Source organism: Ensifer sesbaniae, from assembly GCF_013283665.1.
GTDB classification, from domain to species: Bacteria; Pseudomonadota; Alphaproteobacteria; order Rhizobiales; family Rhizobiaceae; genus Ensifer; species Ensifer sesbaniae.
The window spans coordinates 2,730,406-2,752,206 of record NZ_JABEKU010000001.1 but is presented as its reverse complement, the minus strand read 5'-3'; the positions used below and the strand labels follow the sequence as shown (position 1 = coordinate 2,752,206).

General features: G+C 64.0%; 18 protein-coding genes and 1 other RNA gene. 18 read left to right on the top strand and 1 reads right to left on the bottom strand.

All coding sequences use genetic code 11. The features are described from left to right. Positions 1–408: 408 nt before the first annotated feature. The 17 genes from BHMPCIPO_RS13410 to murB all read left to right on the top strand — a co-directional run bounded on the left by BHMPCIPO_RS13410 (position 409) and on the right by murB (position 19,273). Positions 409–1,116 (top strand): J domain-containing protein, encoded by a 708-nt coding sequence (locus BHMPCIPO_RS13410; RefSeq protein WP_173517206.1) that lies wholly within the window; start codon positions 409–411, stop codon positions 1,114–1,116. Further along, positions 1,113–1,877, top strand: coding sequence for an N-acetylmuramoyl-L-alanine amidase (locus BHMPCIPO_RS13405; protein ID WP_173517205.1), 765 nt, complete (start codon positions 1,113–1,115; stop codon positions 1,875–1,877). Before BHMPCIPO_RS13410 ends, BHMPCIPO_RS13405 begins: the two co-directional genes overlap by 4 nt. Positions 1,878–2,101: 224 nt before the next feature. Continuing rightward, complete coding sequence (locus BHMPCIPO_RS13400; protein WP_173517204.1) at positions 2,102–2,629, top strand: lytic transglycosylase domain-containing protein; 528 nt, start codon at positions 2,102–2,104, stop codon at positions 2,627–2,629. Between the two features lie 193 nt (positions 2,630–2,822). After that, the gene (locus tag BHMPCIPO_RS13395; RefSeq protein ID WP_173517203.1) at positions 2,823–4,013 is read left to right on the top strand and encodes an NAD(P)/FAD-dependent oxidoreductase; all 1,191 of its coding nucleotides are present in this window, start codon (positions 2,823–2,825) and stop codon (positions 4,011–4,013) included. Between the two features lie 137 nt (positions 4,014–4,150). After that, positions 4,151–4,551, top strand: an RNA gene (gene rnpB / locus BHMPCIPO_RS13390) — RNase P RNA component class A. Between the two features lie 594 nt (positions 4,552–5,145). Next, entirely contained in the window at positions 5,146–5,586 is a 441-nt protein-coding gene (gene mraZ / locus BHMPCIPO_RS13385; protein WP_173517202.1) for a division/cell wall cluster transcriptional repressor MraZ, read from the top strand. Positions 5,587–5,600: 14 nt separating this feature from the next. Then, on the top strand, positions 5,601–6,626 hold the full coding sequence (gene rsmH, locus BHMPCIPO_RS13380; RefSeq protein WP_173517201.1) for a 16S rRNA (cytosine(1402)-N(4))-methyltransferase RsmH: 1,026 nt from the start codon (positions 5,601–5,603) through the stop codon (positions 6,624–6,626). Between the two features lie 6 nt (positions 6,627–6,632). Beyond that, positions 6,633–7,019 (top strand): cell division protein FtsL, encoded by a 387-nt coding sequence (ftsL, locus tag BHMPCIPO_RS13375; RefSeq protein ID WP_173517200.1) that lies wholly within the window; start codon positions 6,633–6,635, stop codon positions 7,017–7,019. After that, complete coding sequence (locus BHMPCIPO_RS13370; protein ID WP_173517199.1) at positions 7,019–8,767, top strand: peptidoglycan D,D-transpeptidase FtsI family protein; 1,749 nt, start codon at positions 7,019–7,021, stop codon at positions 8,765–8,767. Before ftsL ends, BHMPCIPO_RS13370 begins: the two co-directional genes overlap by 1 nt. Positions 8,768–8,833: 66 nt before the next feature. Then, positions 8,834–10,297, top strand: coding sequence for a UDP-N-acetylmuramoyl-L-alanyl-D-glutamate--2,6-diaminopimelate ligase (locus BHMPCIPO_RS13365; RefSeq protein ID WP_173517198.1), 1,464 nt, complete (start codon positions 8,834–8,836; stop codon positions 10,295–10,297). A 1-nt stretch (position 10,298) separates the two neighbouring features. Continuing rightward, the gene (locus BHMPCIPO_RS13360; protein WP_173517197.1) at positions 10,299–11,738 is read left to right on the top strand and encodes a UDP-N-acetylmuramoylalanyl-D-glutamyl-2,6-diaminopimelate--D-alanyl-D-alanine ligase; all 1,440 of its coding nucleotides are present in this window, start codon (positions 10,299–10,301) and stop codon (positions 11,736–11,738) included. 266 nt (positions 11,739–12,004) lie between these two features. Then, complete coding sequence (mraY, locus tag BHMPCIPO_RS13355; RefSeq protein ID WP_173517196.1) at positions 12,005–13,105, top strand: phospho-N-acetylmuramoyl-pentapeptide-transferase; 1,101 nt, start codon at positions 12,005–12,007, stop codon at positions 13,103–13,105. A gap of 7 nt (positions 13,106–13,112) precedes the next feature. Beyond that, positions 13,113–14,504 carry a UDP-N-acetylmuramoyl-L-alanine--D-glutamate ligase gene (murD, locus tag BHMPCIPO_RS13350; RefSeq protein WP_173517195.1) on the top strand — a complete coding sequence of 464 codons (1,392 nt, stop codon included), beginning with the start codon at positions 13,113–13,115 and terminating at the stop codon, positions 14,502–14,504. A gap of 103 nt (positions 14,505–14,607) precedes the next feature. After that, positions 14,608–15,762, top strand: a complete 1,155-nt coding sequence (gene ftsW, locus BHMPCIPO_RS13345) for a putative lipid II flippase FtsW (protein ID WP_173517194.1) — start codon at positions 14,608–14,610, stop codon at positions 15,760–15,762. Positions 15,763–15,765: 3 nt separating this feature from the next. Further along, on the top strand, positions 15,766–16,890 hold the full coding sequence (gene murG, locus BHMPCIPO_RS13340; RefSeq protein ID WP_173517193.1) for an undecaprenyldiphospho-muramoylpentapeptide beta-N-acetylglucosaminyltransferase: 1,125 nt from the start codon (positions 15,766–15,768) through the stop codon (positions 16,888–16,890). Next, positions 16,887–18,296, top strand: coding sequence for a UDP-N-acetylmuramate--L-alanine ligase (gene murC, locus BHMPCIPO_RS13335; RefSeq protein WP_173517192.1), 1,410 nt, complete (start codon positions 16,887–16,889; stop codon positions 18,294–18,296). The genes murG and murC overlap by 4 nt, the downstream gene beginning before the upstream one ends. 2 nt (positions 18,297–18,298) lie before the next feature. Further along, on the top strand, positions 18,299–19,273 hold the full coding sequence (murB, locus tag BHMPCIPO_RS13330) for a UDP-N-acetylmuramate dehydrogenase (protein WP_173517191.1): 975 nt from the start codon (positions 18,299–18,301) through the stop codon (positions 19,271–19,273). 90 nt (positions 19,274–19,363) lie between these two features. Here murB and BHMPCIPO_RS13325 read toward each other — a convergent pair whose 3' ends face one another. Next, on the bottom strand, positions 19,364–20,674 hold the full coding sequence (locus BHMPCIPO_RS13325; protein WP_173517190.1) for an MFS transporter: 1,311 nt from the start codon (positions 20,672–20,674) through the stop codon (positions 19,364–19,366). A gap of 368 nt (positions 20,675–21,042) precedes the next feature. On the opposite strand from BHMPCIPO_RS13325, the gene aqpZ reads away from it, so the two are divergent. Further along, positions 21,043–21,729: an aquaporin Z gene (gene aqpZ, locus BHMPCIPO_RS13320; RefSeq protein WP_173517189.1), complete on the top strand. Its 687-nt coding sequence runs from the start codon at positions 21,043–21,045 to the stop codon at positions 21,727–21,729. Positions 21,730–21,801: the final 72 nt, after the last annotated feature.

Below are 21,801 nucleotides of genomic sequence, written 5' to 3'. Positions count from 1 at the left end.
CATGCGATGGGTGGGGCCTCCATAACGCAAATCAGATGGAAATTAAATGACGGGCCTGTGGATGTTGTGTCGAGGCGCTGCCGCCAGGAGCCAATGAAGGCTGCAATGGCTGGGCAGGGCAGATGCGCGCGGATTGTCGCAGGCCGCGGTCCGGGTGGTTCTGCTCTGAGGCGGTCGCGAACGGTGCAGTTGCTGATTTTCAGGGCGGCGAGAACATCTCCTTTTTATTGAAAGCTGTTCCCGCGGTAACAGCTTTCTGTCGGCTGGCTGTCGCAAGTTCCAATCGATGGATTGACAATAGTGAGGGGCCATCACAAATTCGTCATCCTCGTGGTTCGGGCCGCGCACTGCTTGCAATTTGCCACCACATCGGTCCATGCTATAGGGTGGAGAGACAGGGAACCTCGCATGTCATTCTGGGACAGCCTCCTCAAGATCGTTACCGCCACCGGCAATGCGCTTGCCGGCGTGGTCGAGGCCGTGCGCACCCTGTTCGAGGGCGATCCGGAAACGCGGCGCAAGGTGGCCTTCTCCGTTGCCATGATCGCGCTTTCGGCCAAGATGGCCAAGGCCGACGGCGTCGTGACCGAGGCCGAGGTGGCCGCCTTCCGCGACATTTTCCAGTTTCCGCCGGATCAGGCGCAGAACGTCGCCCGTCTCTATAATCTGGCGCGCCAGGACGTCGCCGGTTACGAGGCCTATGCCGAGAAGATGGCGTCGCTGTGTTCGTCCTGCGAAAAGAACTGCCCGATCCTCGAGGATATCGTCGACGGCCTCTTTCATATCGCCAAGTCTGACGGGGCGGTGCACGAGCGCGAGCTCGCCTTCCTGATGCGCGTGGCCGATATATTCGGCATGGACGAGGCGCATTTCGCGCGGATCATGGCCCGTCACGTTCACGGCGACGGCCGTGACCCCTATCAGGTTCTCGGCGTTTCGCGTAAGGATGATTTCGCCGATATCCGCAAGCGCTACCGGGTGCTCGTCTCAGAGAACCATCCGGACATGCTGGTGGCTCGCGGCGTACCGCAAGAATTCCACGCGATCGCCAATGATCGCATGGCGGCGCTGAACGCCGCCTATGAGGCGATCGAGAAAGAACGCCGGGCCGCATGACCTCGAAATACTGCGATTATCCGGGTGCACGCTTCATGCCATCGCCCAATTTCGGCGACCGCGTCGGCCAGCGCGCCCCGGATATGATCGTTCTGCATTATACCGGCATGCCGACGGGAGCCTCGGCGCTCGAATGGCTCTGCCGCGAGGAGAGCCAAGTCTCCAGCCACTATTTCGTCCACGAGGATGGGCGCGTCGATCAGCTCGTGCCGGAGGCACGCCGTGCCTGGCATGCCGGCAAGAGCTATTGGAAGGGCGAGACCGACATCAACTCCTGCTCGATCGGGATAGAGATCGCCAACCCCGGTCACCCGGGTGGGTTGCCGGACTTTCCGGAGAAGCAGATCGCGGCGGTTGTAGAATTGTGTCGCGACTGTGGCCAACGCTGGTCGATCGCGCCGGAAAGAGTGCTCGCACACAGCGATATCGCCCCCATTCGCAAGGTCGATCCGGGAGAAAAATTTCCGTGGCACATTCTTCATCGCGAGGGGGTCGGCCACTGGGTGGAACCGGCCCCGATCGGCGGCGGGCGGTTTTTTCAGCGTGGCGACCGGGGCCAGCCGGTGGAGGCCATCCAGTCGATGCTGTCGCTCTATGGCTATGGCGTTGATGTGACTGGCGAATTCTGTGAGAAGACCGAAGGCGCCGTCGCCGCTTTCCAGCGGCACTTCCGACAACAAGGGGTCGATGGCATCGCCGATATCTCAACCATCGATACGCTGCACCGCCTGCTCTCCGGCCTACCGCAATTCACCGCCTGACGCGGAAGATTTTTTCGTCGTAACGGCGCTTCTGCAGAAATTCGGGGCACAAATTTTTAGCTTTGCCACATGTTTACCATGATGCGGCATTCATTTCCCGCTCCATTGGAACTGCAGGAGCATCAGGGCGCAACGCTCACTTCCTGTGAATGAAACGATCGGGAAGTGAGGCTCGAAGCGGGGTGCGCTTCGGTCCATTCCCCAGACCGGAGAATTCAAACTACATGAGAATATCGTCTGTTGCTGCGGTGGCGGCATGCCTTGGCATGTTCTTCGCCGGGATGGGTACGTCGTATGCGGGGAATGTCGACAAAACCATCAAGACCTCGTCCATCCAGTCCGTCACCCGTACCACAGGCTATCCCAAGCCGGATCTCCTCCAGAGCGCTGACTATACGGGGCTGATCAAGACCTACGCCAAGCAGTACGGCGTTCCGATCGACTTGGCGCATGCGATCGTCAAGGTCGAGAGCAACTTCAATCCCAAGGCGCGCGGCAGCGCCGGCGAAATCGGTCTGATGCAGATCAAGCCCGCTACCGCCCGCATGATGGGCTATTCCGGTTCCTCCAAGGGCCTCTACGATCCGGAAACCAACATCAAGTTCGGCATGAAGTATCTTGCCGTGGCGCATGAGCTGTCCGGTGGCACCACATGCGGCACGGTCCTCAAATACAACGCCGGCCACGGTGCCAAGCGCATGAACCCGGTTTCCAAGCGCTATTGCGGCAAGGTCCAGGACATCATCAACTGACCGATGGCATGACCGGCGCAGCGAGCCTTCGCCGCGCAGCCAAAGAGCTTCATCCGCCAGCCGCGCCCGGTGATGGCGGATGCTCCAGCCGGACAGGTCTCGCGTTCCGGCGCACACGGAAATCCCTAGAACCATCGTGCCATATCGGCGCCGGCGTGCTATCTCCCCTCGAGTAAACGGTGCGAGGAGCGGCATGTCGGAAAGCTTTGATTTCATTGTCGTCGGCAAGGGGATGATGGGCGCTGCGGCCGCCCGCCACCTGGCGCTTTCGGGGGCCAGGGTCGCGCTGATCGGTCCGGACGAGCCGGCGGACTGGGCCAACCATGCCGGCGTCTTTTCCAGCCACTACGACAATGCCCGCATCACCCGCACGATCGACCACGATCCGGTCTGGGCGCGTCTCGCCAGGCGTTCGATCGAGCGCTACGGCGAAATCGAAGGCGAAAGCGGCATCGCCTTCTACCACGAAGTCGGCTGCCTGATCGCCGGGCCGGCGCCCGGATCATCCTACGACTATATCGAAGAGGTCGAAAAGGCGCGCGATGCGCTCGGCGTCGAGGCGCCGCTCTATGATGGCGAAGCGCTGTCGCAGCGCTTTCCCTGGTTCCGTTTTCCGCCAGGCACCGCCGGCGTCCACGAGAGGCGCGGGGCGGGTTACATCAACCCGCGGGCGCTGGTCGCGGCGCAGACGGTATGCGCCGAGAAGGCGGGCGCCCGGATCGTACGCAGCGAGGTTGCGGCCGTAGCGGAGGTCCGCGACCGCGTGGTCGTCACGATGGTCGACGGGAGGCATTTCGCTGCCGGCCGGGTGATCGTTGCCGCCGGCGGTTTCTCCATTTCCGCCGCGCTCTTGCCGCGGCCGATCGACCTCACCGTCAAGGCGCGAACCGTGCTCTTTGCCGAGGTGGCGAACCAAGACCTGCCCGATTTCGAGGGAATGCCCTCACTCATCGGGGCGGCGCCGGAGCAGGAGAAAAGCTACTACCTGCTGCCGCCGGTCGGCTATGCGGACGGCAAACACTACATCAAGATCGGCGGCGATCCGACCGACCGGATCCTCGACGGCGAGCCGGCGGTGCGGCAATGGTTCCGCGGGCCGGGCGGTGCGGAAGCGGCAGAGCACTTGCGTGGGCTGCTGGCCGAGGTGATGCCGGGCTTCCGGCCGGCTTCCACCCATTTTTCGCCCTGCGTCACTTCGTTCACCCGGCATGGGCTGCCCTATATCGGCTTTGCCGAGGGGAGTCGCATCGCCGTTGTCACCGGCGGCAACGGCCAGGCGGCCAAGAGCTCCGACGAGATCGGCCGGCTCGGCGCGGCCCTCGTGCTTGACGGCCGGATCGACGAGGCCGAATACGACGCGGATTTCTCCGTCGTTTTCCGCTGATTGGGGATGATTGGGGTCGGTTCGATCCCCACATAAGGGCGGAGATAGAGCGTAAGCCTCCTTATCCTGCTCATGGTCGCTGCAAACCGCGCTGTTTTTTCTGGCGCGGGGCGGGGGCTTGCGTTAAGGAGCGCGTGCCAGTTGGCCGGGCAGCCGCTCTCCGCAAGCGCCGAAAGGCCGCGGGGGGAGGAAAGTCCGGGCTCCACGGAAGCACGGTGCCGGATAACGTCCGGCGAGGGTGACCTCAGGGAAAGTGCCACAGAAAGCAAACCGCTCCGCTTGGCGGAGTAAGGGTGAAAGGGTGGGGTAAGAGCCCACCGCGGACATGGCGACATGGACGGCACGGTAAACCCCACCGGGAGCAAGACCGAATAGGGATGACGCGGGCGCGCAAGCGCCCAGCCTGTTTCCGGGCCAGTCATCCGGGTGGGTTGCAAGAGGCTGCGTGCAAGCGCAGTCCCAGATGAATGGCTGCCACGTTCCGTTGCCTTCGGGTTGCGGGGCCATACAGAACCCGGCTTACAGGCCAACTGGCGATTTCTCTCCGCTGCAGATGTGTGCGGCAAACGCTGACAGGTTGCGCGTCAGCGGGTCCTTTCGTGACGATTTCTCTGCGGGTGCTCTCGTTGAACTCCCTGATCGGCGCTCGCAAATCGGGTCAGACACGCCTCATTTTTCGCGCCGGCGACGCCGTCGATGCACGCGGTTCTTTCGTTGCCGCTGTGCTTTTCCCTTTTGCGATGGCGCGCAAGCGCCGCTGCGCGGGCACATAGCTGCGCTCTTGCTCACATTCTGATTTTTCAACGATTTGAAGCCGTTCTGCCGTCGCATTCCCGGACGGTGGGGGTCTCTTCGTAACCCTTCGTTAAACTTAACAACCTATCAATATTTGATCAGTCCGATGGCTGTTTACGAGCCCAATCCCATTGACGCCCATATGGTCCCATGCTATCCCATAATGGCACTGCGCAGGGGCTGCTTCGCAGCCCAACATCGCAAGATTCCAGTGCCTTCCGGCTTCGGAGGGTGGGTGGACATTCCAGTGTCCTGCGGGGGTGTCTTGTGTGTGCGGTGACGTGTTTGCGCGGGTCGATGATCGTGGCCCGTCAGTCTTGGGCGGCCGTTTCGCGTTATGAACCGCTTCTTGTCACATGCTGCCAATCGGATCGATGCGAAGGGGCGGGTCTCCGTTCCCTCGGCGTTTCGTTCCGTGCTGTCGGATGGGGGTGTGCGGGAGTTATACTGTTTCCAGGATTTCGTCTTTCCGGCGATCAGTGTCGGTGGGCCGGAACTCCTGGATCGGTTCGAGAAGCAGATGGCGGCCGAGGACCCGTTTTCCCCGGAGGCCAACGAGATGTCGCTGCTCGTTCATGGCGGCGGCGTCTTCGTGAAGCTCGATCCGGAAGGCCGGTTGATGGTGACGGATTTCATCCGCGACTTCACCGGAATCTCGACCGACGTGATGTTCGTCGGGCGGGGCGATTATTTTCAGCTCTGGGAGCCGCAGGCCTTCATGAAGGCGCAGGCGGTGGCCCGGGAAGGGCGCAAGTCACGAGGGTTGCGTCCAGACTAGAATGGAGAGGCGGAATGGTGACGGAACAAGGCGGAGGTATTCCTGAAGCCGAAGGCGGACCGGTTCGTCACATTCCCGTCCTCTTGCCGGAAGTTCTTGCGGCGCTCGAGCCTCAGCCCGGCAAGGTCATCCTCGACGGCACCTTTGGTGCCGGCGGCTACAGCTCGGCAATCCTGAAGGCCGGTGCCGACGTCATCGCGCTCGACCGCGACCCGACGGCGATCGCTGCAGGTGAGAAGCAGGTTGCCGAGTGGGCCGGCCGGCTGAAGCTCATTCATGCGCAGTTCTCCGATCTTGCCGCCCATGCGCCGGCCGAAGGGCTCGACGGCGTCGTGCTCGATATCGGCGTGTCCTCCATGCAGATCGACGAAGCCGAGCGCGGTTTCTCCTTCCAGAAAAGGGGGCCGCTCGACATGCGCATGTCGGCATCCGGCGTTTCGGCGGCCGACGTCGTCAATCGCGCCAAGGTCTCCGACCTCATCCGCATCTTCGGCTTTCTCGGCGAAGAGAAGCAGGCGGGCCGCATTGCCCGCGCGATCGAGAAGCGCCGGGCCGAGCAGCCCTTCGAGACGACCCGCGACCTCGCCGGCCTGATCGAGGTGGTGACGCCGCGCAAGGCGAAAGACAAGATCCATCCGGCCACGCGCGTCTTCCAGGCGCTGCGCATTTTCGTCAATGACGAGCTCGGAGAGCTGGCCCAGGCGCTGTTTGCCGCCGAAAAGGTCTTGAAGCCGGGCGGTCGCCTTGTCGTCGTGACCTTCCATTCGCTCGAAGACCGCATCGTCAAGGCCTTCTTCCAGGATCGTTCCGGCAAGGCCAGCGGCTCGCGCCACCTGCCCATGGTTTCCGCGCGCGCCGCAACCTTCACGCCAGTTGGCAAGCCTATGGTGGCGGCCAGCGAGGAAGAAGCGTCCCTCAATCCGCGCGCCCGCTCCGCAAAGCTGCGCGCCGGGATCCGCACGCAAGCCGCGTCGCCGGGAAACGATCTATCCATTTTCAATCTGCCGGAACTGGCGAGCCTTGCAAGGTTGGGGGGCTGACAAGACATGCTTCGAACGCTCGATATCGTTCTGATCGTCGTCATGACGGCCGCTGCGACGGTGACCTATACGATCAAGCACCGCGCCGAAAACAAGCTTGAGGAAGTCCGCAAGCTCGACGTGGCGATCAAGCTCGAGGAAGACACGATCGACCTGCTTCGCGCCGACTGGGCGCTCTTGACGCAGCCGAACCGCCTGGAGCGTCTCGTCGGCGCTTTCGGGGCCGACCTGCAGCTGGCGCCGACGCCTTCGACGCAGCTCGCCCAGCCGCAGGAACTGCCGATGCTGAAGGCGGATCTGCCGGTGCCTGAAGACGAAAAGGCTGCGAAGGACGGCGTCGCGGCCATCATCAACAAGACCGATAACATGGCAACTGGCTCGGTGGCGCGCTGATGTCGTTTCTCTCCCGCATCATGGTATTGAAGAGCAAGGCGCATTTCTCGGCAGGCGGCAACAACCGCCCCGCGGAAAGCGGCCTCAACGTCACCTTCCAGGGGACGCGCAAGAAGACCACGAACCAGGCGAAGAACCGCGTCGCCATCGTGATCGCCAGTTTCGGCATCGTCTATGCCGTCATCGGCGGGCGCCTCGTACAATACGGCATGGCAGCGCCTGAAACGGTTTCGAGCATCGGCCGCGCCGACAACCTGATGGCCTCGCGCCCCGATATTCTCGACCGCAACGGCGAGATCCTCGCGACCGATATCCGCACCGTCTCGCTCTATGCCGAGCCGCACAAGATCGTCGATGCCGACGAGGCGGTCGAGCGCCTGTCGACGGTTCTGCCTGACATCAACGCGCGCGAGATCTACAACAAGCTGAAGTCGAAATCGCGCTTCCAGTGGCTGCGCCGCCAGCTCACGCCGAAGCAGCAGAGCGACATTCTGGCGCTCGGCATTCCCGGCGTCGGCTTCCGCCCGGAAAAGCGCCGCTTCTATCCCGGCGGCCACACCGCCGCGCATATCCTCGGCCACGTCAACATCGACAACCGCGGCGTTGCCGGCATGGAACGCTATATCGACAGCCAGGGTCTCGCCGATCTTGCCGCGATCGGCATGACCAGCGACGCCAAGCTCGAGCCGGTAAAGCTCTCGATCGACGTGCGCGTGCAGAACATCGTGCGCGACGTCATCGACGCCGGCATGAAGAACTTTCAGGCGCTGGCCGCAGGTGCCGTCGTGCTCGACGTCAACACCGGCGAAGTGCTGGCGATGGCCTCCGTCCCCGACTACGACCCGAACAAGCCGGCTGAAGGGGCGGAAGAGGGCTGGATGAACCGCATGTCGAACGGCACGTTCGAAATGGGCTCCACCTTCAAGACCTTCACCATCGCCATGGGCCTCGATTCCGGCAAGGTCACCCTGAACGACAGCTTCGACGCCTCGGCGCCGATCCGCATCGGCGGCTTCACCATCAAGGACTTCCATGGCAAGCGCCGCGTGCTCACCGTTCCGGAAATCTTCCAGTATTCGTCGAACATCGGTACCGCGAAAATCGCCGACCTCGTCGGCATCCCCGGCCACAAGGAGTTCCTGACGCGCATCGGCCTGCTTTCGAAGCTGCCGACCGAGCTGCCGGAGGTGAAATCCCCGACCCAGCCGCGCGAATGGAAGAAAATCAACTCGGTCACCATCTCCTTCGGGCACGGCGTCTCGACGACGCCGCTGCAGACGGCGGTTGCCGGTGCGGCACTCGTCAATGGCGGCAAGCTGATCCCGCCGACCTTCCTGCCGCGCACGGAAGCGCAGGCCGACGAGCTCGCCACGACCGTGGTCAAGAAGAGCACCAGCGACGACATGCGCTTCCTCTTGCGCTGGAACGGCATCGCCGGCTCCGGCAAGCGCGCGCTGGTGCCGGGCTTCAACGTCGGCGGCAAGACCGGCACGGCCGACAAGGTGGTCAATGGCCGTTATGCCAGCGACCAGAATTTCAACGCCTTCCTCGCGGCCTTCCCGATCGACAATCCGAAGTACATCGTGCTCACCTTCATCGACGCGCCGAAGACCGGCGAGGGTGGCGGGCGCACGGCGGGCTCGAACGCAGCTCCCATGGTTCGTGACATCATAAGCCGCTCTGCGCCGCTGCTCGGTGTCGAACCAAAGTTTGGAGAAGACGGTTCTGCCTTGCTTGTGTCTTATTAGACATGAAATGAGAAAGCGGACGATTCGCGATTCTTGCGGATCGAAATCGATGCGAGACGTGCGTTCATGAAGATCAAAGAGCTGGCGGGATCGAACTTCCCGGAACTTTCGGCGCAACTGGGCGGCGCTGCCGCCGAAATCGACGTTGCCGGACTGACGGCCGATAGTCGGCAGGTTCAACCAGGGGATCTCTTCGTTGCGGTTGCCGGCAGCAAGGCCAACGGCAACACCTATATCGCCGACGCGCTTAAGCGCGGTGCGGTCGCCGTCGTCACGGAAGCGGACTCGGACGTGGATGCCTCGTCGGTGCCGGTGCTGAAGCTCTCGGAGCCCCGCGCGTTCCTGGCGCGCGCCGCCGCGGCCTTCTACGGCCGCCAGCCGGAAACCATGGTTGCCGTGACCGGCACGGCCGGCAAGACCTCGGTCGCCTCCTTCACCCGCCAGATCTGGGCGCATTCGGGCTTCGCTGCCGCGATGATCGGCACGACCGGCGTCGTCGCCCCCGGCCGCAACGATTACGGCTCGCTGACGACGCCCGATCCGGTGTCGCTCCACAAGCTGCTCGCAGAACTTGCCGATGCCGGCGTCACCCATGCGGCGATGGAAGCTTCCAGCCATGGCCTCGACCAGAGCCGTCTCGACGGCGTGCGCCTTTCGGCCGCCGCCTTCACCAATCTCGGCCGCGACCACATGGACTACCATCCGACGGTCGAGCACTACATGGATTCCAAGATGCGGCTGTTCAATGCCCTGTTGCCGAAGGGCGCGCCGGCGGTGATCTTTGCCGACGACCAATGGTCGGACCAGGCGATTGCCGCCGCCCGCCAGGCAAAGCTCGACGTGCGTACCGTCGGCCGCAAGGGCGACTTCATCTCGCTGAAGCGCGTCGAGCATTTCCGCCACAAGCAATCGGCCGAAGTGCATGTCGGCGACGACATCTTCGAAATCCACATTCCGCTCGCCGGCGACTTCCAGGTGGCGAATGCGCTGGTCGCGGCGGGTCTCGCCATGTCGACCGGCATCGGTGCCAAGGCCGCCTTCTCCGCGCTCGAGAAGCTGCAGGGCGCCTCCGGCCGCCTCGAACTGGTCGGTCAGACCAAGGACGGCGCGCTTGCCTATGTCGACTATGCCCACAAGCCGGATGCGCTGGAAAACGTGCTCGCCTCGGTCCGCCCGTTCACGACCGGCCGCGTCGTCGTGGTCTTCGGCTGCGGCGGCGACCGCGACAAGGGCAAACGTCCGATCATGGGCGAGATCGCCACGCGGCTTGCCGACGTGACGATCGTTACCGACGACAATCCGCGCTCGGAGATCCCCGAGGTCATCCGGGCCGAAATAATGGTTGCGGCCAAGGGCGCGATCGAGATCGGCGATCGTGCCCAGGCGATCCGCACGGCGGTCGGCATGCTGAAGACCGGCGACACGCTGATCGTAGCCGGCAAGGGACACGAGGAGGGCCAGACGATCGGCTCGGTGACGCTGCCCTTCTCGGATCATGCGGAGGTCCGCAAGGCATTGGGAGGCTTGTGATTTGAACTGGCTCTGGACAAGCAGCGATCTCCTGGCCGCGATGAACGGCCGGCCGGTCGGCAGCCTGCCTGAAGGCATCAGCGGGATCTCCATCGACAGCCGTTCGATCGGCAAGGGCGAAGCCTTCTTCGCGATCAAGGGCGACCGGGTCGATGGCCACGACTATGCCGGCATCGCGCTCGCCAACGGCGCGGCGGTGCTCGTCGTCAGCGAAGGCAAGCTGCCGGCGCTCGGACGATTGAATGCACCGATGATCGTCGTCGACGACGTGCTCGAAGCGATGATCCGTCTCGGCTGTGCCGCGCGCGACCGCAGCGCCGCCAAGATCATTGCCGTCACCGGTTCGGTCGGCAAGACCACGACCAAGGAGATGCTGCGCCATGTGCTCAAGCCCCAGGGCCGCGTGCATGCTTCGGTCGCCTCCTTCAACAATCACTGGGGCGTGCCGCTGACGCTGGCGCGCATGCCCGAGGCAACCGATTTCGGTATCTTCGAGATCGGCATGAACCATCCGGGCGAGATCCGGCCGCTGACCGCCATGGTGCGGCCGCATGTGGCCATGGTGACGAGCATCGCCGCCGCCCATCTCGGCAATTTCGAGAGTCTCGACCAAATTGCCGAGGCCAAGGCCGAGATCTTCGAGGGCGTCGTCAATGGCGGCCATGCGCTGATCATTCATGACAGCCCGCAGTACAAGCTTCTGGAAAACGCGGCGGCCGCGGCCGGCGTCAGCCATATCCATTCCTTCGGTGCCAATCCAAAGGCTGAATTCCGGCTGGTCGAGTTCAGCGGCGGTCCGGAAGGCTCCATTCTCTGGGCGGGCATTGGCGGTCGCACGCTGGAAGTGGCGATCGGGGCGCCCGGACGGCACATCGCGGAAAACGCCGTTGCGGTTCTGGCGGCGGTGAAGCTTGCCGGTGCCGATCTCGACTATGCGGCTTCGGCGCTTGCGACCATGCAGGCCGAAACGGGCAGGGGCCGGCGCCATACGCTTGCGATCGGGACCGGCACGCTGAAGCTGATCGACGAGAGCTACAATGCCAATCCGAGCTCGATGCGGGCGGCGATTGCGCTGCTGCGCGACAGCGAACCGCCGGCCGGCGGCCGCCGTGTCGCCGTGCTCGGCGACATGCTGGAGATGGGCGAACATGCCGCCGAGGTGCATGCGGCACTCGCCCGTCCGCTGATCGAGGCCGGGATCACCGACGTCTGGCTTGCCGGACCTTTGATGGCGCATCTGCGTGATGCTCTGCCGCCGGAAGTCTCCGTGATCTACCGCGAGAGCGTCGAGGACCTGAAGTCCTACGCGCTGGCCGCAGTGGCGCCCGGCGACGTCGTCATGGTCAAGTCGTCGAAGGGGACCGGTTGCGCCAAGATCGTGCAGGCACTGATCGAAGCCTATCCGGCGGCGCAAGCCGAAGGATCCGGGGCCGAGGGATAGCCGGCGCGAAACAGTGCCGGCACTGCCGCCCATGACAGGCGCCGTAGATACGGCCTGGAGTTAGGCGGGCGCGCCCTGACACTTTCGCATGCTGCTGCATAATTCGTTAAATCGGAATCGATTTAAGGGCAAAATCATGCAGCGGACCAAAATGTTGCAGCGACCTTTGCGCGTCCAGTTAGACGCGCGGCGCTGTAATGCGTATCGTTTTTCAGATGATTCTGTTGGACGACGTGTATTACTAAACCTTTGGGGAAAGGTCCCTTATGCTCATATGGCTCGTGGAACTGGCGGACCACTTTCAGTTTTTCAATCTCTTTCGCTACATCACCTTCCGCACGGGTGCGGCGCTCTTCACCTCGGCCATGATCGTCTTCCTGTTCGGCCCGGCCATGATCGCCTCGCTGCGCATCCGCCAGGGCAAGGGCCAGCCGATCCGCGCCGACGGGCCGCAGACGCATTTCAAGAAGGCCGGCACGCCGACCATGGGCGGCCTGATGATCCTCGCCGGCATCGTCGTCTCGTCGCTGCTCTGGGCCGATCTTTCGAGCGTCTATGTGGTCTCGACCCTGCTCGTCACGCTCGGCTTCGGCGCCATCGGCTTTTATGACGACTACCTCAAGGTCACCAAGCAATCGGAGAAGGGCTTCTCCGGCAAGGCGCGCCTCGGCATCGAATTCGTGATCGCGGCGATTGCCGTGTTCTTCATGATGCAGGCCTCGCTTTCGAGCGGTGCGGCCGGTTCCACCTTCGGCTCCTCGGTCACGTTCCCCTTCTTCAAGGACCTCATCCTCAATCTCGGCTATTTCTTCGTGCTGTTCGGCGGCTTCGTCATCGTCGGCGCCGGCAATGCCGTGAACCTGACCGATGGTCTCGACGGCCTTGCGATCGTGCCGGTCATGATCGCGGCGGCCGCCTTCGGCCTGATCTCCTATCTCGCCGGTAACGCCGTCTTCGCCAACTACCTGCAGATCCATTTCGTGCCGGGCACCGGCGAGCTCGCCGTGATCCTTGGCGCCGTCATCGGCGCCGGTCTCGGTTTCCTCTGGTTCAACGCGCCGCCGGCGGCAATCTTCATGGGCGACACCGGTTCGCTGGCGCTCGGCGGCCTGATCGGCACCGTCGCCGTCGCCGTCAAGCACGAGATCGTCATGGTCATTATCGGCGGCCTCTTCGTCATGGAGACGCTGTCGGTCATCATCCAGGTCTTCTGGTTCAAGCGCACCGGCCGCCGTGTCTTCCTGATGGCGCCGATCCACCATCACTTCGAAAAGAAGGGCTGGACCGAGAGCCAGGTCGTGATCCGCTTCTGGATCATTGCCGTCATCCTGGCGATGATCGGCCTCTCCACCCTCAAGCTGCGGTGAGTGGACGATGATCCCGGTCACCACATTTAGGGGTAGGAAGGTCGCTCTCTTCGGTCTTGGCGGTTCGGGGCTTGCGACGGCCGAGGCACTGGTCGCCGGCGGCGCCGAGGTCACCGCCTGGGACGACAATCCGGATAGCGTCGCGAAGGCTGCGGCCGCCGGCGTGCCGACGGCGGACCTGCGCACGGTCGAGTGGGCCGCTTTTGCCGCCTTCGTACTTTCGCCCGGCGTGCCGCTCACCCATCCGAAGCCGCACTGGACGGTGGATCTCGCCCATGCAGCCGGCGTCGAGATCATCGGCGACGTGGAGCTCTTCGTGCGCGAGCGCCGGGCGCACTCGCCCGATTGCCCCTTCATCGCCATTACCGGCACCAATGGCAAATCGACGACGACGGCGCTGATCGCCCATATCCTCAGGGAAAGCGGCCGCGATACCCAGCTCGGCGGCAACATCGGCACGGCGGTGCTGACCCTCGAGTCACCGAAAGCCGGTCGCTTCTATGTGGTCGAGTGCTCGTCCTACCAGATCGACCTGGCGCCGACGCTGAACCCGACCGCCGGGATCCTGCTCAACTTGACGCCTGATCATCTTGATCGCCACGGCACGATGCAGCATTACGCCGACATCAAGGAGCGGCTGGTCGCCGGCAGCGGCACGGCCATTGTCGGCGTCGATGACAGCTTCTCAGCGCTGATTGCCGATCGGGTGGAGCGCGCCGGCACGAGGACGGTGCGCATCTCGCGCCGCCATGTGCTCGCCAATGGTCTCTATGCCGAAGGCTCGCGCATCATGAGAGCCGAAGGCGGCACGGCGAGCCTGTTCGTCGATCTCGACGGCATCCAGACGCTGCGCGGCGGCCACAATGCCCAGAACGCGGCGGCGGCCATTGCCGCCTGCCTCGCGGTCGGCGTCAGCGAGGCGGAGATCCGCGCCGGGCTCAAGAGCTTCCCGGGCCTCAAGCACCGCATGCAGCCGGTTGGACGCAAGGGCGCGGTCGTCTTCGTCAACGACAGCAAGGCGACCAATGCGGATGCAGCGGCCCCGGCGCTTTCGAGCTACGAGCGGATCTACTGGATTGCCGGCGGCCTGCCGAAAGAGGGCGGCATCACGACGCTTGCGCCGTTCTTCCCGAAGATCGTCAAGGCCTACCTGATCGGCGAGGCGGCGCCGGCCTTTGCGGCGACGCTCGGCGAAGCGGTGCCCTACGAGATTTCGGGCACGCTGGAGCAGGCGGTGGCACACGCGGCGGCCGAGGCCGGCAAGGACGAAGCCGGCCCTTCGGCGGTGATGCTATCCCCGGCTTGCGCAAGCTTCGACCAGTATAAGAACTTCGAGGTGCGCGGCGATGCCTTCGTCGGCCATGTGCGCGCGATCGAAGGCGTGACGATGCTGATCTGACGCCGCCCGGTCCAGCGCGCCATCCGGCGCGAGGGCCAAGCGGACGTGATGCCGAGGTTTCGGACGTGGGGCGCGACGGGCGCCGGAGAAGGGGACTGACAAGATGGTAAGCCGAGCCGAACGTGGCCCCGTGGCCGACTGGTTCTGGACGATCGACAGGTTCTTCCTGGCGACCTTCATCCTGTTGATGGGCGTCGGCTTCATGCTGTCCTTCGCCGCAAGCCCCGCGGTCGCCGAGCGCATCGGCCTCGACAGCTTCCACTTCGTCAAGCGCCACGCGCTCTTCCTGCTGCCTTCGCTTGTGGTGATGGTCGGCATCTCCTTCCTCTCGCCGCGCCAGGTCAGGCGCGCCGCGATCCTGCTTCTCGGCGGGTCGCTCGCGATGATGGTGCTGGTGCTCTTCATCGGCGAAGAGGTGAAGGGTTCGATGCGCTGGCTTTCGATCGCCGGCATTTCGATCCAGCCGTCGGAATTCATGAAGCCGGCTTTCGTCGTCGTCTGCGCCTGGCTCTTTTCCGAGCACGCGCGCCAGCCGGAAATCCCGGGCAATCTCTTTGCCATCCTGCTCTTCGGCATCGTCGCAGCGCTTCTCGTCGCCCAGCCCGACCTTGGCCAGACGATCCTGACGACCGCGGTCTGGGGCGGAATGTTCTTCATGGCCGGCATGCCCTGGCTCTGGATCATCCTGCTCGGCAGCGCGGCGCTCGGCGGCTTCTTCGTCGCCTATACGATGCTGCCGCACGTGGCGGCCCGTATCGACAAGTTCCTGACGGGCGAGGGCGATACCTTCCAGATGGACACGGCACGCGAGGCGATCATCCGCGGCGACTGGTTCGGGCGCGGTCCGGGCGAGGGCATCGTCAAGCGCATCATCCCGGACAGCCACACCGACTTCGTCTTCTCCGTTGCGGCCGAGGAATTCGGCATCGTCTTCTGCATGGTCATCGTGCTGATCTTCGCCTTCCTGGTGATGCGCGGCCTCAACCACGCTTTCCGCGAGCGCAACGACTTCAACCGGTTCGCCGTTGCCGGCCTGGTTCTCCAGATCGGCATCCAGTCGATGATCAACATCGGCGTGAACCTCGAACTGCTTCCGGCCAAGGGCATGACCCTGCCGCTGATCTCCTATGGTGGCTCGTCCATGGTGGCGATCTGCGTCACCGCCGGCTTCATCCTGGCGCTGACGCGTCACCGCCCGGAGAAGCGCGCCGTGGAGCGCAGCCTGTTTCGGTCCGGCATTGGCGTGCCGGCGGAGTAAAACATGACTAAAGGCATCATCCTGCTTGCCGCCGGCGGTACCGGCGGCCATCTCTTTCCGGCGGAGGCGCTGGCCCACGAACTGAAAGCCAAGGGCTATTCGGTGCATCTCGTCACCGACAGCCGCGCCGAGCGCTATGCCGGCAAGTTCCCGGCCGACGAGGTGCATGTCGTGCCCTCGGCGACGATCGGCTCGAAGAACCCGATCAGCGTGGCGAAGTCGCTGTGGACGCTTTGGACCGGCATGCGCGCCGCACGCCGACTGATCGCGCGGCTGAAGCCGAAGGCCGTCGTCGGCTTCGGCGGTTATCCGACCGTGCCGCCGCTGCTGGCCGCAACCGGCATGGGCGTGCCGTCCCTGATCCACGAGCAGAATGCGGTCATGGGCCGGGCCAACAAAGCGCTGGCGTCCCGCGTCAAGGCGATCGCCGGCGGTTTCCTGCCGGAGGGTACCGGCGCCTTTGCCGCCAAGACCGTGACAACCGGCAATCCGGTTCGCCCGGCGGTGCTCGCCGCGGCCAGCACGCCGTATGCCGCTGCAACAGGCGAAGCGCCGTTCCATCTCGTCGTCTTCGGCGGCAGCCAGGGCGCGCAATTTTTCTCCAAGGCGATCCCGCAGGCGATCTGCCGGCTGGACGATGCCGTTCGCCACCGGCTCAAGGTCACGCAGCAGGCGCGGCCGGAAGACAAGGACGGCGTGATCGCGACCTACGAGAAGCTCGGCGTGCCGGCCGAGGTCTCGCCTTTCTTCACCGACATGGCCGAACGCATTGCCGGCGCGCAACTCGTCATTTGCCGCTCCGGCGCCTCGACGGTTTCGGAGCTTTCGGTCATCGGCCGTCCGGCGATCCTGGTGCCCTATCCCTACGCGCTCGATCACGACCAGGCCGCCAATGCCGCAGCACTCGCCGCCAAGGGCGGCGCGCGGGTGATCGCCCAGTCCGAACTGACGGCAGATCGTCTCGCCGGCATCCTCAAGGATGCGGTCGACAATCCACAATCGCTCGCGCAGATGGCAGCAAACGCCCGGGAAACCGGCAAGCCGGACGCAGCGAGCTTGCTTGCATCCCTCGTAGAGGCTATTGCCAGCGGTTTGACAGTCGAGAAATTCAGGGAAACACGCTCATGAAAATGCCGAAAACCATCGGGCTGGTCCATTTCATCGGTATCGGCGGCATCGGCATGAGCGGTATTGCCGAGGTGCTGCACAATCTCGGCCATCGCGTCCAGGGCTCCGACCAGGCCGATAGCGCCAATGTGCAGCGCCTGCGCGCCAAGGGCATCGAGGTCTTCGTCGGCCACAAGGCCGAGAACATCGGCGACGCCGAGGTGATCGTCGTCTCGACCGCGATCAAGAAGAACAATCCGGAGCTGATTGCCGCGCGCGAAAAATTCCTGCCCGTCGTGCGCCGCGCCGAAATGCTCGCCGAACTGATGCGCTTCCGCAACGCGATCGCGATCGGCGGCACGCATGGCAAGACGACGACGACCTCCATGGTCGCGGCGCTGCTCGAGGCCGGCGGGCTCGATCCGACCGTCATCAACGGCGGCATCATCAACGCCTATGGCACCAATGCCCGCATGGGCGAGGGCGAGTGGATGGTGGTGGAGGCCGACGAATCCGACGGCACCTTCCTGAAGCTGCCGGCCGATGTCGCCATCGTCACCAACATCGACCCCGAACATCTCGACCACTACGGCAATTTCGACGCGGTGCGCGCGGCCTTCCGCCAGTTCGTCGAGAACGTGCCCTTCTACGGCTTCGGCGTGCTCTGCCTCGACCATCCGGAAGTGCAGGCCATGGTCGCCAAGATCGAGGATCGCAAGGTCGTCACCTATGGCGAGAACCCGCAGGCCGACGTGCGTTTCCACAACATCCGCATGGACAACGGCACCTCCATCTTCGACATCGAGATCCGCCGCCGCCGCACCGGCCAGGTGATCGAGATGAAGGATCTCACGCTGCCGATGCCGGGCCGTCACAATGTCTCCAACGCGACGGCCGCCATCGCCGTCGCCCAACGCCTTGGCATCAGCCCGGAGGCGATCGCCAAGGGGCTCGCCTCCTTCGGCGGGGTCAAGCGCCGCTTCACGCTTACCGGCAAATGGAACGGCGTGCGCGTCTATGACGACTACGGCCACCATCCGGTCGAGATCAAGGCGGTGCTGAAGGCAGCGCGCGAGGCCTGCCAGGGCCGGATCATTGCCGTGCACCAGCCGCATCGCTATAGCCGCCTTTCGAGCCTGTTCGAGGAATTTTCCTCCTGCTTCAACGATGCCGACACGGTCCTGATCGCGCCGGTCTATGCGGCCGGCGAAGACCCGATCCCGGGTGCAACCTCCGAGGAGCTGGTGGATCGCATCAAGGCCGGCGGCCATCGTGACGCCCGTTACGTCGCCGGTCCGGAAGCAATTGCGCCTGTTGTCAGCAAGATTGCGCAGCCCGGCGATTTTGTGGTTCTCTTGGGGGCTGGCAGCATCACCTACTGGGCGGCTGCCCTGCCTAAGGAACTCGCGGATATTTCAGGAATTTGAGCATGAAACAGGTCAACGGTCAGAAACTACTCGATGCGCTCGGAAGCGGTGTCAGCGCCGTTCGTGGCCGCATTACGCCCGATGCGCCGATGGATCGCGTCACCTGGTTCCGCGCCGGCGGTCTTGCCGAGCTGATGTTCCAGCCGCATGACACGGATGATCTCGTCACCTTCCTGAAGCTCGTTCCGGAAGACGTGCCGGTCATGGTCGTCGGCGTCGGCTCGAACCTGCTCGTGCGCGACGGCGGCATTCCCGGCGTCGTCATCCGCCTCTCGGCCAAGGGCTTCGGTGATCTGGAACTGGTCGGCGAAAACCGCATCAAGGCCGGCGCCATCTGCCCGGACAAGAACATCGCGGCCATGGCGCTCGATCACGGCATCGGCGGCTTCTATTTCTTCTATGGCATCCCCGGCTCGATCGGCGGGGCGCTGCGCATGAATGCCGGCGCCAACGGCTCGGAAACGCGCGAGCGCGTCGTCGAGGTTCATGCGGTCGACCGCCACGGCAAGCAGCATGTGCTGTCGAATGCCGACATGGGCTACGCCTACCGCCACTCGGCGGCGGCGAAGGATCTGATCTTCACCCATGCGGTCTTCGAGGGCTACGCCGAGGACAAGAACAAGATCCGCACCGACATGGATGCCGTGCGCCACCACCGCGAGACGGTGCAGCCGATCCGCGAGAAGACCGGCGGCTCGACCTTCAAGAACCCGGAGGGTCACTCGGCCTGGAAGCTGATCGACGAGGCGGGCTGCCGCGGTCTGATGATCGGCAGCGCGCAGATGTCGCCGATGCACTGCAATTTCATGATCAATACCGGACAGGCGACCGGCTATGAGCTCGAATATCTTGGCGAGACGGTGCGCCAGCGCGTGCTGGAACATTCCGGCGTGCGGCTCGAATGGGAAATCAAGCGCATCGGCAACTTCATGCCGGGCTACGAGATCAAGGAATTCCTCGGCCGCGGCATCGCCTGAGGTGGCGAGACGATCAGGGAAGGGCCGTGGCGGAGACGCTGCGGCCCTTCCTGTTTGTGGTCGGCCGCGCCTGCGCGGGCCGAGCCGAAATCAGGCGGAGACCTCTTCTTCGGTCGACAGCACCAGGCACAGCAGCGTGACGGCGGCGGCGGCCAGCAGGTAGTAGCCGACATAATCGAGGCTGTAGTTGGTGGCGAGCCAGGTGGCGATGTAGGGCGCCAGCGACGCGCCGAAGATGCCGGCGAGGTTGAAGGTCATCGAGGCGCCGGTGTAGCGCACCGAGGTCGGGAAGGGGGCGGCAAGCGCCGCGCCGATCGGGCCGTAGGTAAGGCCCATGAGACCGAGGCCGATGACCGAGAACAGGAAGGCGCCGCCGAGGCCGCCAGAAAGCAGCGGGGCCATGAAGATGCCGAAGACGCCGATGCCGATCGTCGCAAGGATCAGCACCAGGCGGCGGCCGAAGCGGTCCGAGAGGATGCCGGCAACCGGGATCATCAGGCCGAAGAAGACGACGCCGGTCATCTGCACGACCAGGAACTGCTCACGCGAATAACCGAGCTTTGCCGTGCCCCAGGAGAGCGAGAAGACGGTCATCAGATAGAAGAGCACGAAGGTTGCGAGCGCCACGAAGGTGCCGAGCACCAGGCTGCGCTTGTGCGAACGCAAGATCTCGGCGATCGGCACCTGCACGCGCTCGTGCTTGTCGACCGCTTTCTGGAACTCCGGCGTCTCGGTGATCTTCAGGCGGACATAGAGGCCGACGGCGACGAGCAGGATGCTGGCGATGAAGGGCACGCGCCAGCCCCAGGCGAGGAAGGCTTCGTCGTTCATCACTTCGCCGAGGACCAGGAAGGTGCCGGCCGAGAGGATGAAGCCGATCGGCGCGCCGAGCTGCGGGAACATGGCGTACCAGCTGCGCTTGCCCTCGGGCGCGTTTTCGGTGGCGAGCAGCACGGCGCCGCCCCATTCACCACCGAGGCCGAGACCCTGGCCGAAGCGGCAGAGCGCCAAAAGCAGCGGCGCGGCGACGCCGATCGACGCATAGGTCGGCAGCAGACCGATGACGACGGTGGAGATGCCCATGGTCATCAGCGCGGCAACCAGGGTCGCCTTGCGGCCGACCTTGTCGCCGAAATGGCCGAAGACCACGGCGCCGAAGGGGCGGGCGAAGAAGGCGATCGAGAAGGTCGCGAAGGATTGCAGCATTGCCGAAGTCGGATCGGCCGAGGGGAAGAAGAGGTGCGGGAAAACGAGCACCGCGGCTGTGGCGTAAACGTAGAAGTCGAAGAATTCGATGGTCGTGCCGACGAGGCTTGCGAACAGCACCCGGGCAGGGGAGTTCACTGCCGCGTGGCTCAACGCATTGTCCTTCGGCGACAGGATGGTTGTCGCGTCTGTCATTATCATGGTTCCTGATATGGATGTGGTGCCGTCCTGGGAGGCGGACTGCACTTCATAGTCTGCAGCGGCCTTTGCGCGTCTGGTCGGCCGCGCGGCGCCGCAGGCCTCTTAACGCAAGTTTTGGCATGGCGAAACCCTGATATTGTAAGAAATGCGAACGATCTTGGCGTCGTGCGCAGTATTATTCCGCCAACGCATGGCTCATCGGAAAAGTGCTTGGGTCTGCCTCTTCGTTAGGCGGGGCGATTTGTGAACCTCGCCTATTACGGGTGTCAGCTTCTTAGGACAACCGAGCTTGACCAGAATCAATTTGTGGCAAACTCTCGGCGGCCGAAGCGATCGGCTTCGTTTTCTTCAGGAGCGAATGCATGTTCAAAAGGCTTTCTGCGGAGTTTCTCGGTACATTCTGGCTCGTTTTCGGTGGTTGCGGCAGCGCGGTGCTGGCGGCGGCCTTTCCTGAGGTCGGCATCGGCCTGCTCGGCGTCTCCTTCGCCTTTGGCCTCACCGTGCTCACCATGGCCTATGCGGTCGGTGGCATTTCCGGCGGACACTTCAATCCGGCCGTCTCGGTTGGATTGATGGTTGCCGGCAAGTTTCCGGCGCAGAAGCTCGTCGGCTACGTCATCTCGCAGGTGCTGGGCGCCATTGCTGCTGCCGCCGTGCTCTATCTGATCGCCAGCGGCAAGGCCGATTTCCAGCTCGGCGGGTTCGCCGCCAACGGCTATGGAGAACACTCGCCGGGCGGCTATTCGCTGACGGCGGCGCTCGTCACCGAAGTGGTGATGACCTTCTTCTTCCTGTTCATCATTCTCGGCGCCACACACGGCCGGGTGCCCGCCGGTTTCGCGCCGATCGCCATCGGCCTGGCGCTGACCCTCATTCATCTGGTCTCGATCCCGGTCACGAACACCTCGGTCAATCCGGCTCGTTCGACGGGGCAGGCGCTGTTCGTCGGCGATTGGGCGCTGGCGCAGCTCTGGCTTTTCTGGGTGGCGCCGATCGTCGGCGCGGCAATCGCCGGCATCGTCTGGAAGATCGTCGGCGACGACGACTAAGCGCCTATCGCATCGTCGGAACGGAGCCCGCCGCCTCGTTTGCGGCGGGTTTTTCATTTTTTCGCTTGTTAT